The sequence below is a fragment of the Microcoleus sp. M2_D5 genome, from assembly GCF_036701935.1.
Classification (GTDB): domain Bacteria; phylum Cyanobacteriota; class Cyanobacteriia; order Cyanobacteriales; family Microcoleaceae; genus Microcoleus.
Genome location: NZ_JAUBRP010000060.1, coordinates 23,455 through 41,342 on the forward strand (window position 1 = coordinate 23,455; position 17,888 = coordinate 41,342).

General features: G+C 45.5%; 20 protein-coding genes and 1 pseudogene. 12 read left to right on the forward strand and 9 right to left on the reverse strand.

Annotation, left to right across the window (positions count from 1 at the left end):
* Positions 1-278: 278 nt before the first annotated feature.
* Together QUA50_RS21865 and QUA50_RS21870 are read left to right on the forward strand one after the other, a co-directional pair.
* The gene (locus tag QUA50_RS21865) at positions 279-890 is read left to right on the forward strand and encodes a class I SAM-dependent methyltransferase (protein WP_333266841.1); all 612 of its coding nucleotides are present in this window, start codon (positions 279-281) and stop codon (positions 888-890) included.
* 158 nt (positions 891-1,048) lie between these two features.
* The gene (locus tag QUA50_RS21870; RefSeq protein ID WP_333266843.1) at positions 1,049-1,723 is read left to right on the forward strand and encodes an SDR family oxidoreductase; all 675 of its coding nucleotides are present in this window, start codon (positions 1,049-1,051) and stop codon (positions 1,721-1,723) included.
* 26 nt (positions 1,724-1,749) lie between these two features.
* Here QUA50_RS21870 and QUA50_RS21875 read toward each other — a convergent pair whose 3' ends face one another.
* Positions 1,750-1,905, reverse strand: coding sequence for a hypothetical protein (locus QUA50_RS21875; protein ID WP_333299498.1), 156 nt, complete (start codon positions 1,903-1,905; stop codon positions 1,750-1,752).
* A 9-nt stretch (positions 1,906-1,914) separates the two neighbouring features.
* Positions 1,915-2,394 carry a hypothetical protein gene (locus QUA50_RS21880; RefSeq protein ID WP_333266847.1) on the reverse strand — a complete coding sequence of 160 codons (480 nt, stop codon included), beginning with the start codon at positions 2,392-2,394 and terminating at the stop codon, positions 1,915-1,917.
* Between the two features lie 82 nt (positions 2,395-2,476).
* Here QUA50_RS21880 and petN point away from each other — a divergent pair, with 82 nt between their 5' ends.
* The 4 genes and pseudogenes from petN to QUA50_RS21900 all read left to right on the forward strand — a co-directional run bounded on the left by petN (position 2,477) and on the right by QUA50_RS21900 (position 3,770).
* Positions 2,477-2,566, forward strand: coding sequence for a cytochrome b6-f complex subunit PetN (gene petN / locus QUA50_RS21885; protein ID WP_071883976.1), 90 nt, complete (start codon positions 2,477-2,479; stop codon positions 2,564-2,566).
* An 89-nt stretch (positions 2,567-2,655) separates the two neighbouring features.
* Positions 2,656-3,255 (forward strand): DJ-1/PfpI family protein, encoded by a 600-nt coding sequence (locus QUA50_RS21890; RefSeq protein WP_333266849.1) that lies wholly within the window; start codon positions 2,656-2,658, stop codon positions 3,253-3,255.
* Positions 3,252-3,489 (forward strand): annotated as a pseudogene (locus QUA50_RS21895) (DUF167 domain-containing protein). Before QUA50_RS21890 ends, QUA50_RS21895 begins: the two are co-directional and overlap by 4 nt.
* Positions 3,490-3,581: 92 nt before the next feature.
* On the forward strand, positions 3,582-3,770 hold the full coding sequence (locus tag QUA50_RS21900; protein ID WP_015175540.1) for a CsbD family protein: 189 nt from the start codon (positions 3,582-3,584) through the stop codon (positions 3,768-3,770).
* Positions 3,771-3,903: 133 nt separating this feature from the next.
* Here QUA50_RS21900 and QUA50_RS21905 read toward each other — a convergent pair whose 3' ends face one another.
* The 5 genes from QUA50_RS21905 to QUA50_RS21925 all read right to left on the reverse strand — a co-directional run bounded on the left by QUA50_RS21905 (position 3,904) and on the right by QUA50_RS21925 (position 8,684).
* Positions 3,904-4,158 carry a DUF4926 domain-containing protein gene (locus QUA50_RS21905; RefSeq protein ID WP_333266851.1) on the reverse strand — a complete coding sequence of 85 codons (255 nt, stop codon included), beginning with the start codon at positions 4,156-4,158 and terminating at the stop codon, positions 3,904-3,906.
* 247 nt (positions 4,159-4,405) lie between these two features.
* On the reverse strand, positions 4,406-4,606 hold the full coding sequence (locus QUA50_RS21910) for a DUF6883 domain-containing protein (RefSeq protein WP_333266853.1): 201 nt from the start codon (positions 4,604-4,606) through the stop codon (positions 4,406-4,408).
* 498 nt (positions 4,607-5,104) lie between these two features.
* The gene (locus QUA50_RS21915; protein ID WP_333266855.1) at positions 5,105-7,087 is read right to left on the reverse strand and encodes a calcium-binding protein; all 1,983 of its coding nucleotides are present in this window, start codon (positions 7,085-7,087) and stop codon (positions 5,105-5,107) included.
* Between the two features lie 6 nt (positions 7,088-7,093).
* Positions 7,094-7,270, reverse strand: a complete 177-nt coding sequence (locus QUA50_RS21920) for a hypothetical protein (RefSeq protein WP_333060313.1) — start codon at positions 7,268-7,270, stop codon at positions 7,094-7,096.
* A 280-nt stretch (positions 7,271-7,550) separates the two neighbouring features.
* Entirely contained in the window at positions 7,551-8,684 is a 1,134-nt protein-coding gene (locus QUA50_RS21925; RefSeq protein WP_333266857.1) for a cob(I)yrinic acid a,c-diamide adenosyltransferase, read from the reverse strand.
* 227 nt (positions 8,685-8,911) lie between these two features.
* Between QUA50_RS21925 and fraC the strand changes: the two genes are divergently transcribed.
* The 4 genes from fraC (at position 8,912) to larE (ending at position 12,579) form a co-directional block, all read left to right on the forward strand.
* A complete protein-coding gene (fraC, locus tag QUA50_RS21930) occupies positions 8,912-9,430 on the forward strand; it encodes a filament integrity protein FraC (RefSeq protein WP_333266859.1) in 519 nt (172 codons plus the stop codon).
* Between the two features lie 5 nt (positions 9,431-9,435).
* Positions 9,436-10,434 carry a DUF5357 family protein gene (locus tag QUA50_RS21935; protein ID WP_333266861.1) on the forward strand — a complete coding sequence of 333 codons (999 nt, stop codon included), beginning with the start codon at positions 9,436-9,438 and terminating at the stop codon, positions 10,432-10,434.
* A gap of 189 nt (positions 10,435-10,623) precedes the next feature.
* Positions 10,624-11,397 (forward strand): ABC transporter permease, encoded by a 774-nt coding sequence (locus tag QUA50_RS21940; RefSeq protein WP_333054448.1) that lies wholly within the window; start codon positions 10,624-10,626, stop codon positions 11,395-11,397.
* Between the two features lie 354 nt (positions 11,398-11,751).
* Positions 11,752-12,579: an ATP-dependent sacrificial sulfur transferase LarE gene (larE, locus tag QUA50_RS21945; protein ID WP_333266863.1), complete on the forward strand. Its 828-nt coding sequence runs from the start codon at positions 11,752-11,754 to the stop codon at positions 12,577-12,579.
* Between the two features lie 452 nt (positions 12,580-13,031).
* Here the strand turns inward: larE and QUA50_RS21950 are convergent, their stop codons facing one another.
* Positions 13,032-14,864: a polysaccharide biosynthesis/export family protein gene (locus tag QUA50_RS21950; protein ID WP_333054451.1), complete on the reverse strand. Its 1,833-nt coding sequence runs from the start codon at positions 14,862-14,864 to the stop codon at positions 13,032-13,034.
* Positions 14,865-15,197: 333 nt separating this feature from the next.
* Between QUA50_RS21950 and QUA50_RS21955 the strand changes: the two genes are divergently transcribed.
* The gene (locus tag QUA50_RS21955) at positions 15,198-15,893 is read left to right on the forward strand and encodes a class I SAM-dependent methyltransferase (RefSeq protein ID WP_333266865.1); all 696 of its coding nucleotides are present in this window, start codon (positions 15,198-15,200) and stop codon (positions 15,891-15,893) included.
* A gap of 17 nt (positions 15,894-15,910) precedes the next feature.
* Here the strand turns inward: QUA50_RS21955 and QUA50_RS21960 are convergent, their stop codons facing one another.
* The gene (locus QUA50_RS21960) at positions 15,911-16,264 is read right to left on the reverse strand and encodes a DUF4864 domain-containing protein (protein ID WP_333266867.1); all 354 of its coding nucleotides are present in this window, start codon (positions 16,262-16,264) and stop codon (positions 15,911-15,913) included.
* 181 nt (positions 16,265-16,445) lie between these two features.
* Here QUA50_RS21960 and QUA50_RS21965 point away from each other — a divergent pair, with 181 nt between their 5' ends.
* The gene (locus QUA50_RS21965; protein ID WP_333266869.1) at positions 16,446-17,636 is read left to right on the forward strand and encodes an endonuclease NucS domain-containing protein; all 1,191 of its coding nucleotides are present in this window, start codon (positions 16,446-16,448) and stop codon (positions 17,634-17,636) included.
* The last annotated feature ends 252 nt before the right edge of the window (positions 17,637-17,888 follow it).

Sequence of the window (17,888 nt, forward strand, 5' to 3'; positions counted from 1 at the left end):
AAACCCGGTTTCTACGAGTTTTGCGAACAGTGAGGATAAATTTCGGAAGAAACCGGGTTTCTGGGCTCGCGAGTGTGTGCAAAAACTTAAGAAACCCGGTTTCTACGAGTTTTGCGAACAGTGAGGATAAATTTCGGAAGAAACCGGGTTTCTGGGCTCGCGAGTGTGGGCGAGAAACCCGGTTTCTACAAGTTTGGGGTTGAGTGATGAGAAATCTCGGAAGAAACCGGGTTTCTGAGGCTACGAGTGTGTACAAAAACTTACAAAAGGGGAGAATTATGGACAAACGCGAAGAAATTACGATCGCAGAATATCAGCTAACTGCCGAATCATTCCGAGAAGGAACTTGGCATCACGACGTATCCCAAAATCGTGACGCATTGACGGCTGCCATGCCCCGCAATCCCGGTAAAATTCTCGATATAGGATGCGGGCCCGGACGAGATTTAGTAGCGTTCAAAAGCCAAGGACACACAGTTGTAGGATTAGATGCAACTCCAGCTTTTGTAGAAATAGCAAAGAAGTTATCGGGATGCGAAGTTTGGCAACAATCTTTTCTAAATCTCGACTTGCCAAATGCAGAATTTGACGGTATTTTTGCCAATGCTTCCCTGATTCACGTTCCCAGAGACGAGATGGTAAAAGTGCTGCAAGACTTGCACAAAGCCTTAGTTGTTAGCGGTGCAATAGTCATGTCAATGTGCCGGGGAAATTGGGAGGGATACGACGAGCGGCCAACCGGAAAACGCTATACTGCCGGATGGGAATATCATACTCTAGCGCCTTGTTTAGAACAAGCGGGATTTGCCATTGTCGATCGCTACTATCGCCCCCCCGGCTTACCCCGCGAAGCTCAATCTTGGGTAGTAATAGTGGGCAAAAAAATCTAATACAAATCGGGAATTGCCAATCCTTCCCCTCTCTTCCTCTGCGCCCTCTGCGCCCTCTGCGGTAAAAAAAAAACTCATTCAAAAATTTACAGAGGATTGTTGTATACTGTTCCACAGTCAAAATAACCAATTTCTGCACAACTTAAAACACAATTAATATGACCGAGAAATCCCACATTTTTTTAGCTGGTGCTAGCCGAGGCGTCGGCCTAGAAATCGCGAAGTTATTGGTAGAACAAAAGATGCAAGTAACAGCACTTTTGCGATCGCCCGCAACCAGCACCGAATTAGAAGCAATGGGCATCAAAGTCGTGACTGGCGATGCTTTGGATGCAGCAGCTATGGAAACTGCGATGGCCAGCGGCGATCCAATTCATGTCGCCATCAGCACAATTGGCGGCTTGCCCAAAGATGGAGAAAGAGCAGATTATTTGGGCAACAAAAACTTGATTGATGCGGCCGTCAAAGCTGGCGTGCAAAAATTTATTTTAGTTTCATCCATCGGCAGCGGTAATAGTGTCAGCGCTTTGCCGCCCCAAGCTTTAGAAACTTTGCGCCCGGTTTTAATTGAAAAGGAAAAAGCCGAAAATCATTTGATAGCAAGCGGGATGATTTATACAGTGATTCGTCCGGGCGGACTCAAATCGGAACCTGCAACAGGCAACGGTATTTTAACAGAAGATTGTCGAGTTGCCGGAACTATTCACCGGGCCGATGTAGCGCAGCTAGTTTGTCAGTGTTTAGTTTCTGATGCTGCTAACAATAAAGTTTTGTCGGCGGTAGATAAACAGATGGTTTACGGCAATCCCGAATTTGATGTATTAAATCTGTAGGGGCGGGTTTTACCAACAATAATTGCCTAAAACCGATAATCTCCTAAACCCGCCCCCACTTGGTTGGCGATCGCGCGGGGTGGGGGCGGGTTTTTGAGTCTTTGGGTATCCTTTGAAACTATTGGTGAACCCGCCCCTACAAGTTTTTGACGGAGGGCGATCGTAAACCTGTCCCCAACCAACGGCAAATCTCAAGAATCGAAAGGCTTAATCCACGATCGCCCGATCGCCCAATCCAAAACCAAACCCGCGATCGCAAACAATACCACACTCTCGACACCGCGAACCGCAAACGGCAATAACTCCTGGAGGGCGGGCATCTTCCCGGGTTCAAAAAACAATCCAGCATCCAACTGTCCAAAAGCCCGCACCAACCCAAAAGCCAACACCGCACCAGATTTAAGCTGCGGGTTAACATCTCGGCGAATCGCATAGCGGTAAGTCACGCCGAACAAAAAACCGCCCAAAAGTGCGATAGTCCCTCTCAAGGCAAAATTTAGGTCAATTTCCCTTACCTGCAAAATCGCCAGAGAATCCAACCGATCCGCTAGAATAAAGCTATTACCAAGGGCGATCGCCCCAAAAGCCAGCAAACAAGACAAAGCAGCAACACTCCCTGCCTTCAAAGATTCTACCCGTTCAGCCGCACTAAAATTTGACGATTCCTTCACAGCGCCCTCATTTCAAAAATAGCTCAAATTGACTTATCATATGGTTTGGAGTCACTTTGTACAGTTTGTTCAATAAATAGCTATGGATATTTTGTCACTCGGTTGGGTTTCGGTGCTAGTTCTGTTCTCTTTCTCAATTTCAATGGTCATTTGGGGACGCAACGGTTTCTAGATTCCAGAATAGCTTGCGGGGCAAGCTTTTTAACTGCCCCGCATTTTTTAATCCTATTTAATCAAATCAAAATAACAAGAGTTGGAAACATGACAGCCAAAAAAATCTTAATGTTAGTCGGCGACTTTGTAGAAGACTACGAAGTAATGGTTCCCTTCCAAGCACTGCAAATGGTAGGTCACACCGTCCACGCCGTCTGCCCGGAAAAAGCCGCCGGCCAAAAAATTCGCACCGCAATTCACGACTTTGAAGGCGATCGAACCTACAGCGAAAAACCCGGTCACAACTTCACTTTAAACGCGACTTTTGACGAAATCAACCCCGCTGACTACGACGCTTTGGTTATCCCCGGAGGACGCGCCCCAGAATACATCCGCCTCAACGAACAAGTGCTGCAAATTACCCGCTACTTTGCCAACAACAAAAAGCCGATCGCATCTATTTGTCACGGCTTACAGGTTCTAACCGCCGCCGGCGTACTCGAAGGCAAACGGTGCACCGCATACCCCGCTTGCAGCCCCGACGTACTCCGGGCCGGCGGCAAATATACCGAAGTTCCAGTTACCGAAGCCGTAGTCGATGGCAATTTAGTCACCGCCCCCGCGTGGCCAGCACATCCTAACTGGCTGGCTGAATTCCTGAAAGTTTTGGGAACGAAGATCGAACATTCAGAGAAAGTCGAAGTATGAAAATTTTCACAGTCAAAGTTAAACCTAATTCCAAACAGCAAAGCATCGCAGAACAACCCGACGGCAGCCTCACAGTACATCTCAAGTCGCCGCCTGTGGAGGGTAGAGCCTATAAGCGAATTAATCATGCTGTTGGCGAAAAAGTTTAAAGTGCCGAAATTTGCGATCGGTATTAAATCAGGTTTTTCCTCCAGAAATAAACTTGTGGAAATTCCAATTGCACCTGCTACTTAGAAATAAACGCAATAACAAATCTATCTAAAGAGGGATACAGACTCAAATTTAAAGTTCCTATATTAGTAATTGTAGAGTTAGAACAAAAAATTATGAGCATTGAAAATAGAGTCGAAGCAACAGCGAAGAATATTGAAGGCAAAATCCAAGAAGCTGTTAGCGAAGTTACAGGCAATCAGAAAGATAAATTAGAAGGTCAAGCCAAGCAGGATGAAGCATCAGCAATTCACCTGAAAGAAGACCTCAAAGATAAAGCAAAAGAGATTGTAGACAGAGCTTAGTAACAGTATTTCCTACAAGTTTCCTGCCTACTAAATCCCGCAAGCACACAGTTTGCGGGATTTTTTATAAGGATCATAAATTATTTGTACCAATATCTTGGGGCGGGTTTATAAAGATTATTAGTGGCAAAATTCACCCACGAATAGCCCCTACAGATTCTAGTAATTCATAGTGCAAAAGCATTAATTTTGTGGCGGGAATTGTTTCCATTGCATAAGTTGTGCCATCTTGATGAGAAAATTCTACCTCAAAAGCACTGCCATCAAATTCCATCACAACTGTTCCTACTTGTCCTTTATATAATTTAATGATTTGTTTGGTTTCAAAATGGGTGGCTTCTAAATCTTCAGTTAAAGCAACAATATCTAGGTCTTTAATTGTTTTCATTGTTTTTACCTCACTTTTTGACGGGATAACAACTTGTTAATCTGGGGAAACTTTCACATAAGCGGACGATCCAAGCTGCTAGAATCAGAGATTCACCTACTTCGGTTTTCAGCAAGAATTTCATGTTGTAATGTGTTCCGTATTCATTGTTTTTTTGAATAATACCAATTTTAAACGAAATCACAGTATTCTTATTCCCCCCCTTAGCAAGGGGGGGTTAGGGGGGGTCAAACAGTGTTGCATGACTTTAGAGAAATGGTATAACAACATCTTCGTTGATAGCAGCTTCTTTTAAAGCCTGTTTGAGCATTTCAGCATTTTTTAGGGTAATGCCTAACTTACTGGCAAACAAAACAGCTTTATTTTTTCCTTCTTGATGATTCGGATTTAGAGAATATTCTTCTATTTTATTACCTAAATCTGCTAGATGACCATTGGGCAGTTTCACTATTAATAACTGTTTTTGAAGGACAAAAGAGAATATTAGTCGCCTACAATAATCGACTTTTACTCATATGTCAATTACAGCATATTCCATGTATATGCGGTACACACAACAAGGGTCGTAAGTAAGGTGCGGATCCACCAGTCAATCTGCAAGTTCCATTAAACATGAGCATATCCGCACCCTACATAACTTTCAAGAGTGGAAGTTATTTAATTCTCATTCCTATAAAGGCCCAATTCCCCATTAATTAAATTTAACGGTTGGGCGACTATGCTTAATCGGGGTTATTCGTTGGGTGGGGGCGGGTTTATCGAGATTATTGATGGGTGGCAAAATTTATGGGTGAACCCGCCCCTACAGATTCTAATTTTCGGCCCAATTCCCAATGCCCACAAAAAAAGCCAGGGATGGATATCCCCAGCTCGAAACATAGCACAATTAGTTTTGAGAGTTGGTAGGGCGATGTTTCAGAATCGACCCCACCCACTTTTACCCAAATTAAATTAGGGTAATGTCAGCAGCCGTAATGCCCGGTCTGCCATTCAGAATTGCCAGCGTAACTACTCCGTCAGCAGTACCAAAACCGTTAGAGTCAAATCCTAGTCGTCCAGTTTCATTTTCATAAAAGACGAACGGCTCTGACGCACCCGCCCCGGCTGGACCAAAACTGCCGTTGTACTGCCCACTCTCAAGCGCCAAGAACGCCTTAGAAGAAAGTCGATTCGTACCTTCGACGGCCCTCAAGCCGGGGAAGCCGTTGGAGTCATTGATTTGGAAGATAAACTTGTCTTGGCCGACTGTAAAATCGCCGATTTGGTCTGCGTTAGTACCCAGGGCGCCCTCGCCGAAGTTGTTGTAGTAGAAGCTGTCATTGCCCGCTCCGCCAGTCAGCGTGTCAGCACCTGGCCCGCCGCCGAGAGAGTCGTTACCGTCACCTCCGCTTAAATTGTCGTTTCCAAAGCCACCCAGCATGGTGTCGTTCCCGCCACCGCCAATTAAGGTATCGTCCCCGGCTCCTCCGGGGGTGTTGGTAGCATTGAATGAGTCGCCGAACAGGATGTCATCCCCGTTACCAGTAGTGATCACATCAGTGCCGTTGCCACCAATAATGAAGTTGCTGCCTAATGTATCGCTAATCAAGTTGACGACTGTGCCGGTAAAGCTGACGCTGCTAGCGTAGGAGATGAAGTCGTTACCCGCAACGTTGCCAATCACTTTATCAAACTGGGTGCCAAAGATGATGGTGTCACTTCCCTCGCCACCGTTCATGAGGTTGGTGACGGTAAAGCTGCTGCCAGTAGTAGGATTAGTGTAGCCAATTAGCGAATCGTTGCCCAGCCCGCCTTCGAGAGTAATCAAAGCAGTACCAGTACCAGCAAAACGGGCAGCCGTAGCATTGATAGTATCGTTGCCATCTCCACCGGCTGCGTTAGTAAAGGTACCGCTCAGGCTGTCGTTGCCTTCACCGCCGATCATTGTATCCGTCGCAAAAGCTGCAACTATCGTGTCATTGCCTACTCCGCCGTCGAGCAAGTTGCGACCCGCGAAGCCGGGAAATGAACTGGAGGCCCCTACGCTCGAAAGTACATTCGGCACCGACGCCGACACGATGAAGTCGTCGCCTGCACCTCCCAGCGCGGTATCCTGCGTGGCAAAAACATTGATCGTGTCGTTACCGTCGCCGCCATCAAAGAAGTTTCTGCCTTCGCCAAAATTGCCGATACCGCCAACGATAGAATCATTGCCGCCACCGCCAATCAAGGTGGTTCTCTCAATGCCGATCGTGATGACGGAGGTAGCAAATGGGCTTGTCTGGGTACTGTTGGTAATGACTAAGATGTCGTCGTCAAGATCGCCCGACAGGTAGCTGTTGCTGGCTACACCTCTTAGGGTGTCGTTGCCTCTACCGCCAAAGAGACTGTCTCTGACATTGATACCGACAACTAAGTCGTCGCCCAAATCACCCCGCAAGAAGTTGCTGCCTTCATTGCCAGCGAAGCCAATAGCCAAGCCACCCTCTAAAGAGAGGTTGTTGCCACCGCCTGCGATGAAGAAGCCGATCGCGTCATTGCCCTTGCCGCCGTAGAGGGAGTCTCTTCTCTGGGCCCCTCCCAGCATCGTATCTTCGCCCTGATTACCAAACATCAGGTTAGCTTCGACAGTACCTTGGAGGAAGTCGTCTCCCTCGCCGCCGGCCAGGGTAGCGCGGGCTTCAGCGACTATGGTGTCATTGCCGGAGTCGCCAAACAGCAAAGCCGGAGTCCGCTGGGATCTGATTGAGTCTTCGTCCTCGCCGCCGTATATGGTATCGTTCGGGCCGACGGAAATCAGAGTATCGTTATCGCCTTGGCCAAATATTAAGCTGCCGCCCAGGGTGGAAGTTCTAACGAAATCCGCCCCTGCTCCGGCGAATACTGTATCCGGGCCTAGTCCCGGAAGGTTTAAATCTAGTTGATTAGGATTGTCATCTAACGTTGTCATAAAGCTTCACTCCTCTACTTGTTGGTCATCGCTGGTGCGACTACAGACACTGCCTAGAACACCGAATGTTTGGATTCCGCTGTAGTTTAACCTGTTTGCCAGCCGCAAGTCTAGCCTACTGGCGTTAACCCTGTCTAGACTTTCTCCCTCGCGGATTTTTTGCTTGTAAGCTTTTATTTTCAAAGTCTTCACCCTTTAATAATCCTGGTGCACTGTCTCAGGTGCTCACGCTCTACAAGACGCGGCTCATATTCTTAATGTTCCATTCTGGATTGGCGGTCGGGGATCGCGTCCGGGGGAGGAAATTAAAGATTAAAAAAGGCAGATCTGGGTGATCCCGAAGACAAGGAAAATTGGGAGATTTGTTACTTGGTAACAAGGCTTTGTGGCAATTTCCGGTTTTCCAGGCAGGGCCGTCATTTAATAATTCTGGCCCGGATTGAACTCGGTACCGCTCCGGGCTTTAAAAGTCTACGCCCCGTTTTAGTTCTACGCCCCGATCGCCGTAGTGTTTGTGACAGTATACCTCGGAGTGTACGCTTGCCAAGTCAAAGTAAGCGTGGGGTTTGTGGCAGCGCCCGGTGATAATAATTTCTGTATCCCGCGGCTTGCGTAGCAGGGCTTCGACGATCGGCTCTACCGGCAGCAGTTCTAAGTCTACTGTGGGATTGAGTTCGTCGAGAATAATCGTTTTGTACCAGCCGCTGGCGATCGCACATTTGGCGATTTCCCAGCCGCGTTCTGCTTCTATGCAGTCTAGCTCTTGCTGTTGCCCCCGCCAAACTATAGCATCTCGGCCGCACCGCTGGTGGTCTACTAGCTGGGGGTAGCTTTGCCGCAAAGCTGCGATCGCCGCATCTTCTGTATAACCTGTGCCACCTTTGAGCCACTGCACTATTAACACCCGGTGAGATTGGTCTTGGCTGATACCCCTGCCTATTGCCTGCAAAGCTTTGCCCAAGGCGCTCGTAGACTTGCCTTTGCCCGCTCCGGTGTATATTTCGATACCCGAAATATTATGCTCTGCCGCTGCGGGCTGATAGTGGGGCTTCATTTCTGAGTGCAAGTCGGCAATCTCCAGCAAAGCTTCGGGGGCCGCTCGCCCTGTGGCGATGACTTCTAAATATTCTGGTTTGTTTTTGAGGGTTTGGACTACTTCGTCAACTGGCAGCAAACCCAAGTCCAATACAGGGTTTAGTTCGTCTAGGACTACGACGGAATAAAGCTCGCTGGCGATCGCTCCTTTGGCGATATCCCAACCTCGCTGAGCTTCGGCGCGATCGAAGCGGGTGATTGCTTCGGCCCCAAAATATTCGGCTCGGCCAGTACGCACTTGGTCGATCAAGTGCGGAAATGCCCGTTGCAAGGCTTCTATTGCCCCGTCTTCGTCGTAGGAGCGGCCGGGGCCTTTGAGAAAGCGCAGCAACAAGACTCGCGTGGGCGAGTCAGAATTGATACCCAGCCCGATCGAGCGCAACACTACTCCCAAAGCTGCCTGAGACTTGCCTTTACCAGCGCCGTCGTAGACGTGAATCTGACCCGCGGCGCGTTCCGAACGGGATGAGGCTGTCCGAATACCAATGCCATTCCTTACCATAATCAGCAGTTATTTGAGCCTGTATCGGGGTGGGTATTCGATCGCGCGCCTTGAATGTTTAATTTTTCCATTCTGTTGGCGGATCTCAACAGATTATACGATAACTTCTAACTCCCAATCTTTTAAGCAGCGATCTAACGGAATCACGCGCTCAAACCTCCGGTTAAGATTATTCCGTTTGTGCTGTACAATTAAAATTTAACACGGACTGATATACCTAAAGGCTTATGATTGCGAGTGTTTTCCCATTTCGGACTGTTTTGGTGCAAATTTTAATTATGTTTTTGGCGATCGCGATCGAATCGTGGTTTTTGCAAAAACTACTTAAACTCGGTCCCAAAACCAGCATTGAATATACAGCCATTCTCAATCTATCTTGCACTTGCGTAGGCTGGTTAGTTTTCTTCGGCATTGAAAGCGTTCTTAGCAAAGAATTGCGGGAACAGCTTATCGGTTATATTTTATTAGGACGTGGGGATAATGTTTACGCTCCAATAACTATGATAGCACTCTCAGTATTAGCAGTGACCTTTTTAGCTAAATGGCAGGGATTAGAATTCATAGAAAATATGGTTTCCGGCAATAAAAAAGCTTCTAAACCTCAGTTTTTAGGGCCGCCAACCCTCAGCCGCCGTCCTCCCAAAAAAACTTTTCAAGTAACTACCCAGTTTGGGGGAATTTTAATTGCCCACACTGTTAGCAATGTCGTTATTTTAACCGTGTTGTTTTTGCAAAGCGTGTATTGAAATTTATGATGAAGCAATTTTTAGATGTCACTCAGCAGCTAACTAAGCTGACGAACAACCTTTGGGAAACTAATAAAAAAATCCAAAAGGCGATGATTCCGCCTAAAGTTGTTCACTGGAAGACTCCTTTACTACTCAGCATATTTTTAGCTTTGCTGACAGTGGCAGCCGTAACTGACTGGCGGACGAGAACTCTGCTTTTTGACATGAGCTGGTTATTATTTACACTTTCAATGGGTTTGCTGACGAGCCAGCAACCTTTTGTGATTAAAGGAGTAAGTCTGAGTCCGTGGGTAACAAGCATCTTAATTGGCTTGTGGTTACTGATAAGATTACCGTCGGATAGGAAGGAAATAGCATGGATATCCGGCCCACTTATAGCAGTAGCAGTTCTTGCTACAATAGAGATTTGGAATAGCGAGTCAAAACGGGAAGGTATCAGGTCGTTGGTGCGCCCTCAGTTTTTGATGATTACTCTAGTTCACCTGCTCTTTTCCTGTTGGTTTGCTTTTCACTTTTTAATTCAAGGTTGGATAGAACAGTATCCGAGCGTTTTATCTCAGGATTTAAGGCAAAGCGATTATGTGGTGACATTTCAACAGCCAACTATTAATCGCTCCCGAGGAGTTGTCATCCTCAATGAAATGGAGCGATACCTGCGAAATGAAGCCCGCACAAAACCGTGGGCGCAAGTAGAGCAAATGTTAATAGATATTGACAACGAGCGATTTTTTCTGCGGAATCAAGCCTTACAAACAACAGGGGTAGTCGCAGAAGATGCGAGGTGGGATGTCAAAACTTCGATCGTCCAAGGAGAGTCTCGCTATCAGTTAGATATGCAGGCAACTTGGCTGGGAGTGGTTTTTAGACCGGAAATATATTCGTTTACCAAATCTTGCGAGGTGTTCCAGATAGCCAATAGGGCGACTGTAACCTGCGATGCCATCAAACGCTCTCAACCCGGACAGAAAAAAGATGGAACGCCGGGGGACACTCAAGTTTGATTCTGTCTCTGTTAACTAATTGCGATGGGTATAGCGGGAGAGTGGGAGAGTCTGAAAGTGGGAGAGTCTGAGAGTCTGAGATGGAAAAAATCCTCTTTCTTCCCTCTTCCTTCTTCCTTCTTCCCTCTTCCTTCTTCCTTCTTCCTTGCACTAAAGTATGGCGAAAGTTTCCAGCGGGTTAATAACTAGATGAATTTGAGAAGAATCTTGACAGTCGCGACCAATGTATTTTGGGAAGTAATTCGCGATCGCATCCTTTACTTAATTATTATTTTTGCTCTGTTGATGGGCGCCTCGGTACGGTTGATACCGGAATTGGCGGCGACAACCGAAAAGAAAATTATCTTAGATATCGGTTTGGGTGCTATGAGCATTCTCGGTTTAATTGCCACAGTGTTTGTGGCTACCGGACTGGTCAACAAAGAAATTGAAAAGCGCACTGTTTATCTGTTAGTTGCTAAGCCGATAAGTCGGGCTGAGTTAATTGTGGGCAAGCACTTAGGACTGTCGGCGGTGCTGGCGGTGCTTGTAGCGGCAATGACTGTTATCTATCTGGCTATTCTGAGTTTGAGTAGCATTCCTTTCCCTTTGGGAAGCATTTTAATCGCTTCGCTGTTTATCTGGTTTGAGCTTTGTCTCATGGCTGGTGTAGGGATTTTATTTGGGGTGTTCAGCAGTTCGCTGTTGGCAACTTTACTGACATTTGGCGTTTATTTGATGGGACATTCGACGCGGGATTTAGTGGCTTTGGGCAAGTTAACTAAAAATCCTGGCCTAGAACAATTGATGATGGGACTATATCTGGTTTTGCCGGATTTAGCCAGATTCAATTTGAGAAATGATGCTGTTTACGGACAAGTTCCTTACTTGGCAGGTTTGATTACAGATGCTGGCTACGGTTTGCTGTATGTGGTGCTGCTGCTGTCAATTGCGATCGCCATATTTTCCCGTAGGGAATTTTAAAACGCGCCTTCGCTACTTTCAAAAGTGTGACTATATCAAATTATCACGCTAAAATATAAAGGAGGCGATCGCTCAGAAATCTCAACTAAAACTCAAACTTTTAATTGATCCCGAATAAGCTATTCTGTATTTAAATAGTACCTTTGGGCGGACTTTTCTGCCCTCCCCACAAGATAGGGACTTACGCATCGGGGTCCAGAAACCGGGTTTGTTACCGAATCTGCGGTCTACAACGCGTCTTTTCGTAAAAAAAACCTCGTTTCTAAACAATAGTGCGTAAGCCCTAAAGATGTTGAAGAGACATCACCCTGTAAATTAGATTGCGATAGCTTAGCAGTAAGAAAAAATGAAATTATGTTAGTAGAAAAACTCGAACAATTAAAAGATATTTTCGCACAAATGGAACGGGCTTTGATTGCCTACTCCGGCGGAATTGACAGCACTTTGGTAGCAAAAATCGCTTTTGATGTGTTGGGCGATCGCGCTTTGGCAGTGACGGCAGTTTCCCCCTCTCTACTGCCCGAAGATTTAGAAGATGCGCGCATTCAAGCAGCAGAAATTGGGATAGCCCACCAGGAAGTACAAACTCAGGAAATGGCAAATCCAAATTACACTTCTAACCCGGTTAACCGCTGCTATTTCTGCAAAAGCGAACTGCACGATACTTTGAAACCCCTAGCACTAGCAAAGGGTTATCCTTATGTGGTGGATGGGGTTAATGGTGACGATTTAAAGGATTACCGTCCCGGAATTCAGGCGGCAAAGGAACGCGGCGCGCGATCGCCTTTAGCCGAAGTAGGAATCACTAAATTTGAGGTGCGGCAATTGGCAAAAGAATTGGGTTTGCCTTGGTGGGACAAACCGGCTCAACCTTGTCTCAGTTCGCGCTTTCCTTACGGCGAAGAAATCACCGTTGGAAAGTTGCAAAGAGTGGGGCGCGCCGAACGGTATTTGCGGCAGTTGGGACTGAAAAATCTGCGAGTGCGATCGGACGGAGATACGGCACGCATTGAGTTACCTGCAGAGGAGATTCAGGAGTTTGTGGTAAACACGGATTTGCCTGCATTGGTGGCGGTATTTCAAGAGTTTGGTTTTGTTTACGCTACTTTGGATTTGGAGGGGTTTCGCAGCGGCAAATTAAATCAGGTTTTGCAGCCGCAGTTGTTGGAAACGAAAGGTTGATTAATTTTCCCGAATACAAAAATTTTTTCATGATTGATGTAGTTTGGGACATGGACAAAGGGGAACAATGTCAATCGAACCTTTATCTTTGATGTAGCAACTTATACGTTTCAAGGATCGAATTGTTAGGATTACAGGACTTACGCAAAAGTAAGGTATTTCTGTTGCCCAGCGAACTCAGTGAAGCAATCTCAAGGTGGCGTTACTTAATCAGGGTATGAAAAAAAAATCACTTTAAAATCCACCCGCTTTGTGGATACTGGTTTCTCTGACGGGCCTATTTAACGTTTCATACCGTAAATCAGCAACGCCTAGAGGGCCGGCACTCTTGGCACGGCCCCTACGGATAATGAAACAGCCCTGCCTTTGCTCGGACGAAAGTTTGACTCTATGCAGCGGTTTCAACCACCTCTTCATAAAAATGGTGGCTAACTATCAACGCCCGAGTCCGATCAAGGAGTAGTTGGCTGAATTTGCTGTGGCTGCATTTGCTGCTGCTGATTTTGGAGCTGAAGTTGCTGCTCCTGGATCTCGATTTGCCGATTCTCAAGATCTATTTGCCGCTGTCTGTCTTCGAGTTGCAAGCGTCTGTCTTCAAGTTGCAGTCTTCTGTCTTCTGCTTGCTGCAATCTATCTTCACGTTGTAGCTCTCTTTCTAGCAGTCTGTCTTCACGTTGCTCTTGTCTGTCTTGACGTTGTTCGCGAAGCTCTCTGAGCTGATTTCGTCGCTCGAAATCCCCTCCCAAAAATAAGTTTTGAAAAGCGTTGATAGTTGCTTGAAACCCAGTAAAAACGCTGCTAACAGCGCCGATACCTGTTGCTACTCCTGTTATTGGCTGCAAGAAAGTGTTGATATTGTCTGCTACCCTAGCATAGCCCGATCGCGCTACCAGAATCACATCGTTGTTGCGGAGAGTGGGGTTATTATTAGGATTCAATCCTTGAGCAAAATCCACCTCTATCGTGCGGCGAGAAACAGTACCGTTGGGATTCAATCGCAATAGTTCTACCTTGTCTTTTTTAGCCCGCAATTGATTGAAACTGCCTGCGGTGAGCAAAGCTTGGTGCAGGGATGTACTAGGTCGCACCTGCAAAGCCCCAGGCCTAATTACTTCTCCTACAATATTGATGCTAATCGCGTTCGGAGAAAAACTGCTATTTGCAACTTGAGAAACTTCAGCTAAGTCTACCGTAGCCGCTGTCGGGATAATTACGCTATCTCCTTCTTGCAGCAAAATATCTTGAGTTGCGTCGCCTTTTTGCAGTAAATCCCACAGATTTACCATGATAGTTTGTTCGTTGCCACCTCTGACTCGGCGGCGGATTTGTACGCGGCGAATGTCAGCTTCTGTAGTGATACCACCAGCAATTTTCAGTGCTCTAGTTATTGTTGGTAAGCCCACAACTGCTCCTTGCTGTTGGTCGATAGATACAAAACTCAACTCTGTTTGTTGGTTGCTCGATCGCACATCCGAAGCAAATACAGTATAAGGCCCCGGCCGGTTTACTTCCCCGACAATTACTACCCCAATTGGTTTAGTAATATCAGCGGAAAAATTAGCACTGGCTCTTTGACGAACTTCTTGAGTATTGAGGGCACTTGCTGTCGGTATAAAAATTGTATCTCCATCTCGAATGGTAACATCTTGACGCAAATTTCCCGTCTCTAAAAAATCCTGCAAATCAACAGTAGTAACTTGCTCCGGCCCGCCTCTGCGGGGACGACGAATTTGGACATTTCGCATATCTCCTGCTGATGTCACCCCTTGTGCAAGTTGCAGCATTTCCATCAAAGTCGGGAATTTTACTCCTCCTCCTTCTCTAGTGGGATTAATCTTGTATGAACCCGGGCGAGTAACTTCACCGGCAAGACCTATATTTAGGGGGCGAGCGACTACCAGAGTCACGGTAACAACGGGAACATTGATGAAGGGTTCGTATCGCTGGGTAATCACATTAGCGGCTTGTTGCAGCGTCAACCCTTGAATTGAGACGCTACGAATGATTGGCAAATTGAGCGTCCCGTCAACTAGCACTTGATATTCTCTGCTGAATTCAGGGACGCCGAATATCTCTAAAGCAATGCGATCGCCCGATCCTAAAGTATAAGCTGCTTCTTGTGTCAGCGAACCCGGAGGTGGCGGCGGTACTCTCGGTTGGTTTTGGTTCCTAGCGGGCACAGGATTTCTGACGGCAGGCAACTGAGCTCTACTGGGCGGCGAACTCAATAGCACCAGGAGTGCTGACAAACTCAGACTTGTAGCGGTTTGAACGGTATATTTCATCTTTCTTCCCTGGTTGCGGCCTGCCATTGAACAAGAGCAATTTAGCTAGTGGATTGTAGTTTATTTTCCCTGCTGTCCAGTGTAGCCTCGCTTCGCTGCAAAATCCACAGGTGCAAGCATAAAAATTGTGCGATCGCACTTAACTATTTTGCCCCTTTTTTGTAAAGAAAGTGTAAAGCGCGCCAATTGCTGTCAGGATTAATATCTCGTTTGAGCAAAATTTTTAATACATAACTCGCTATACAAATCAACCCGCCGCAGAAAGGAAATAGGAAAAAACCACCATGATTTGAGGTAAAATGTTAAATAATTTTCTCTGCAGGACAAAGACAAGTGTCACTAAAATTAGATAAAGTAATTCCCTGGGGACGCTGCTTGGATGAATACATAGGAATGTTTAGCTTAACCTCAAGTGACCTCAAGCTAGCAATTCTGGATTGTGCGGGCGGCCCGGCGAGTTTCAATGCCGAAATGACTCGCCAAGGTAAAAAGGTAATTTCTTGCGATCCAGTTTATCAGTTTACTGCGGTGGAAATTGGCGATCGCATCCAAGAAACATATCAAACTGTGATTGACGGTGTTAAAGCCAATTTAGACGGCTACGTGTGGAACAATTTTGAATCGCCGTACCAGCTAGGCGAAGTGCGAATGAAGGCGATGCAGGAATTTTTAGAAGATTTTCCATCAGGCTTGCAGCAATGCCGCTACCTGAATGCTGAGCTGCCTGTTTTGCCTTTCGAGAACGGTCAATTCGATTTAGCTTTGTGCAGCCATTTCTTATTTGCTTATTCTCACCTGCTTTCCGAAGAATTTCATTTGGAAGCTATTACAGAAATGTGTCGGGTTGCGAAGGAAGTCCGAGTCTTCCCTCTATTGCAGAGTTTTAGCGGGGAGGAATCCCATCACTTAAATCCGATTCTCACTGAATTGAAAAAGAGAAGTTTTAGGGTAGAAATTCAAGAGACTCCTTATGAGTTTCAAAAAGGCGGGAACAAGATGCTGCGAGTTAGCAAAAAAAGCTCAGCATAATAAGTAAGCATAACTTATTATGCTGGTAGGGAAACCAAATAACAGCCGTTAATTCGCCAACTATTATCAAACTGTTTTTCCATGAGATAAATGGCTCGGATTGGGATGCCTTCGGAGTCCAGCAACAGCACAGGCTGAGCGGGAAGTCCTTCTACAGTGGCGAGGTTTTCAAATAATACCGATCGCGGACGGTAGACAGCTTCATAGGCAATTTTTACCATGTACATAAAGTTTTCTGCTGTGCGAAACTGCTGCTGAATTCCGGGACTGGCGAAGGCAAAAGCCCCAGCAGCATCGTCTTTTTGAAATGCTTGCAGTTGCTGTTCTACGACTGAGCGAATGGTAGCGCGATCGCTTTCACTGATGAGCATATTTTTAATTATTTGTCAAGAGATGGGAGGGTCGAATAGTTACTATTATAGCGCTCCCACTTAAAGGCGATGTTGTTGCGGGATGGCTGAGAAGCTGTCAGGGCGATCGGGGTGTATTTAAACCCCGGCGCACTACAGACATTAGTGGTAAAATTGGTTAAAGACTTTAAGAATTGTCAAAATGCTAAGCAGTGCCGCATTGAGGAAAACAGGGTCGGGGTGGGAATTTGCAAGTGAAGAAGCGTTAGAGGATTTTGTCGAAGTTCACTTGCAAAGTTTGCTCGGTTTGACAGTCATCAAGCGGCAATTCACTGTCAACGAGCAAAGATGCGATATTATAGCGGTGGACGAGAATAAACGGTTAGTTGTGCTGGAGTTGAAAAACGGCGAAGATAGATATGTCGTTCAGCAGTTAACCCGTTATTACGATGCTTTGTTGGAACACAAACATTTTGCCGATCGCGTGGATTACGCTCAACCCGTTCGCTTGATAGCAATTGCGCCCAAATTTCACAGAGATAATTTTACAGACAGGAAGTATCACGGGCTATTTTTTCAGTTTTTGCAATTTGCGATCGTTCTTTTTGAGGATAACTTAAATTTACAACTGAAAGATGTAGATACTGAACAAATTTCACAAGTAGAATTTGTTCACCAGCAAACAGAAAGCACTGATCGTATACCGAGTCCACCTAAAGCATTTATAAAACTATTAAACCAGTGTGAGCTTAGTCAACAGCAAGAAATATTGAAAATTAGGGATAAAATTCTCAGCTTTGATAAACGAATGCAAGAAATTACTGATAGTGGTAGTATTAAGTATGGAAATGGCAACACTAAGACCAGTAAATTTTGTGCAGAGTTATGTTCAGACAGTAAAGGAAATCTCATCTTATTTTTATGGCTACCTTTAAAAGGTCTGACAAGTAAAACTATTTCAAGAGCAAGAGTCTGGACAGATTGGAATGATAATGCTTTGATAGAGGGCTACGTGTCAAGAGGAATTGGTGCTAAAGTTAGCTCTAATAAGAAGGTAATAGCTAATCAGACAGAAAAAGTAAAGCAAAATATAAAAAATATCCAACAGTGTACTTTTATGCATAGTTATTTTATTGAAAGAGAATTATTAGAGTACATTAATAGCGCCATTAAACTCGTTAACAAATCGGCATCTTCTCAAATATTAACTTATGAAGAGATGAAGTACATAGATTTAAGCAAGGATGTCAAAGATGTTTTCATTAAGAATAAAATCATCGGTCGGTATCCGGAAGTTGTAGAAATTATAGAATACTTAGAAAAGCGTACCTGTAAATTTACTTCAGATCAATTAATTGATTTATCCATGCAAAAATGGCTGGAAAGACTTTAAAGGTAAAAAACACTACCCCATTATCTCTTACCAAACCCACTATCATCTGCGTCTATCTGCGTATATCTGCGGTTAAAAAAATTCAATCAATAGCTTGGCAACCCACCAAATTACCAAACTTCGATATAATATTAAATCAATACAGAGGACACCAGATTTGGTATTAGTTCTCAGATATAGCAATCGCCAAGGCGGTTATGGCATAAACTATAAGTAGCCCCAATTGCTCGCGTGCGATCGTACAACTCATGC

What these genes read in the sequence shown, in the direction of transcription:
- QUA50_RS21865 (WP_333266841.1), top strand. Translation starts at nt 279, where the DNA reads ATGGACAAACGCGAAGAAATTACGATCGCAGAATATCAGCTAACTGCC.
- QUA50_RS21870 (WP_333266843.1), top strand. Translation starts at nt 1,049, where the DNA reads ATGACCGAGAAATCCCACATTTTTTTAGCTGGTGCTAGCCGAGGCGTC.
- petN (WP_071883976.1), top strand. Translation starts at nt 2,477, where the DNA reads ATGGATATTTTGTCACTCGGTTGGGTTTCGGTGCTAGTTCTGTTCTCT.
- QUA50_RS21890 (WP_333266849.1), top strand. Translation starts at nt 2,656, where the DNA reads ATGACAGCCAAAAAAATCTTAATGTTAGTCGGCGACTTTGTAGAAGAC.
- QUA50_RS21900 (WP_015175540.1), top strand. Translation starts at nt 3,582, where the DNA reads ATGAGCATTGAAAATAGAGTCGAAGCAACAGCGAAGAATATTGAAGGC.
- QUA50_RS21905 (WP_333266851.1), bottom strand. Translation starts at nt 4,158, where the DNA reads ATGAAAACAATTAAAGACCTAGATATTGTTGCTTTAACTGAAGATTTA.
- QUA50_RS21915 (WP_333266855.1), bottom strand. Translation starts at nt 7,087, where the DNA reads ATGACAACGTTAGATGACAATCCTAATCAACTAGATTTAAACCTTCCG.
- QUA50_RS21925 (WP_333266857.1), bottom strand. Translation starts at nt 8,684, where the DNA reads ATGGTAAGGAATGGCATTGGTATTCGGACAGCCTCATCCCGTTCGGAA.
- fraC (WP_333266859.1), top strand. Translation starts at nt 8,912, where the DNA reads ATGATTGCGAGTGTTTTCCCATTTCGGACTGTTTTGGTGCAAATTTTA.
- QUA50_RS21935 (WP_333266861.1), top strand. Translation starts at nt 9,436, where the DNA reads ATGATGAAGCAATTTTTAGATGTCACTCAGCAGCTAACTAAGCTGACG.
- QUA50_RS21940 (WP_333054448.1), top strand. Translation starts at nt 10,624, where the DNA reads ATGAATTTGAGAAGAATCTTGACAGTCGCGACCAATGTATTTTGGGAA.
- larE (WP_333266863.1), top strand. Translation starts at nt 11,752, where the DNA reads ATGTTAGTAGAAAAACTCGAACAATTAAAAGATATTTTCGCACAAATG.
- QUA50_RS21950 (WP_333054451.1), bottom strand. Translation starts at nt 14,864, where the DNA reads ATGAAATATACCGTTCAAACCGCTACAAGTCTGAGTTTGTCAGCACTC.
- QUA50_RS21960 (WP_333266867.1), bottom strand. Translation starts at nt 16,264, where the DNA reads ATGCTCATCAGTGAAAGCGATCGCGCTACCATTCGCTCAGTCGTAGAA.
- QUA50_RS21965 (WP_333266869.1), top strand. Translation starts at nt 16,446, where the DNA reads ATGCTAAGCAGTGCCGCATTGAGGAAAACAGGGTCGGGGTGGGAATTT.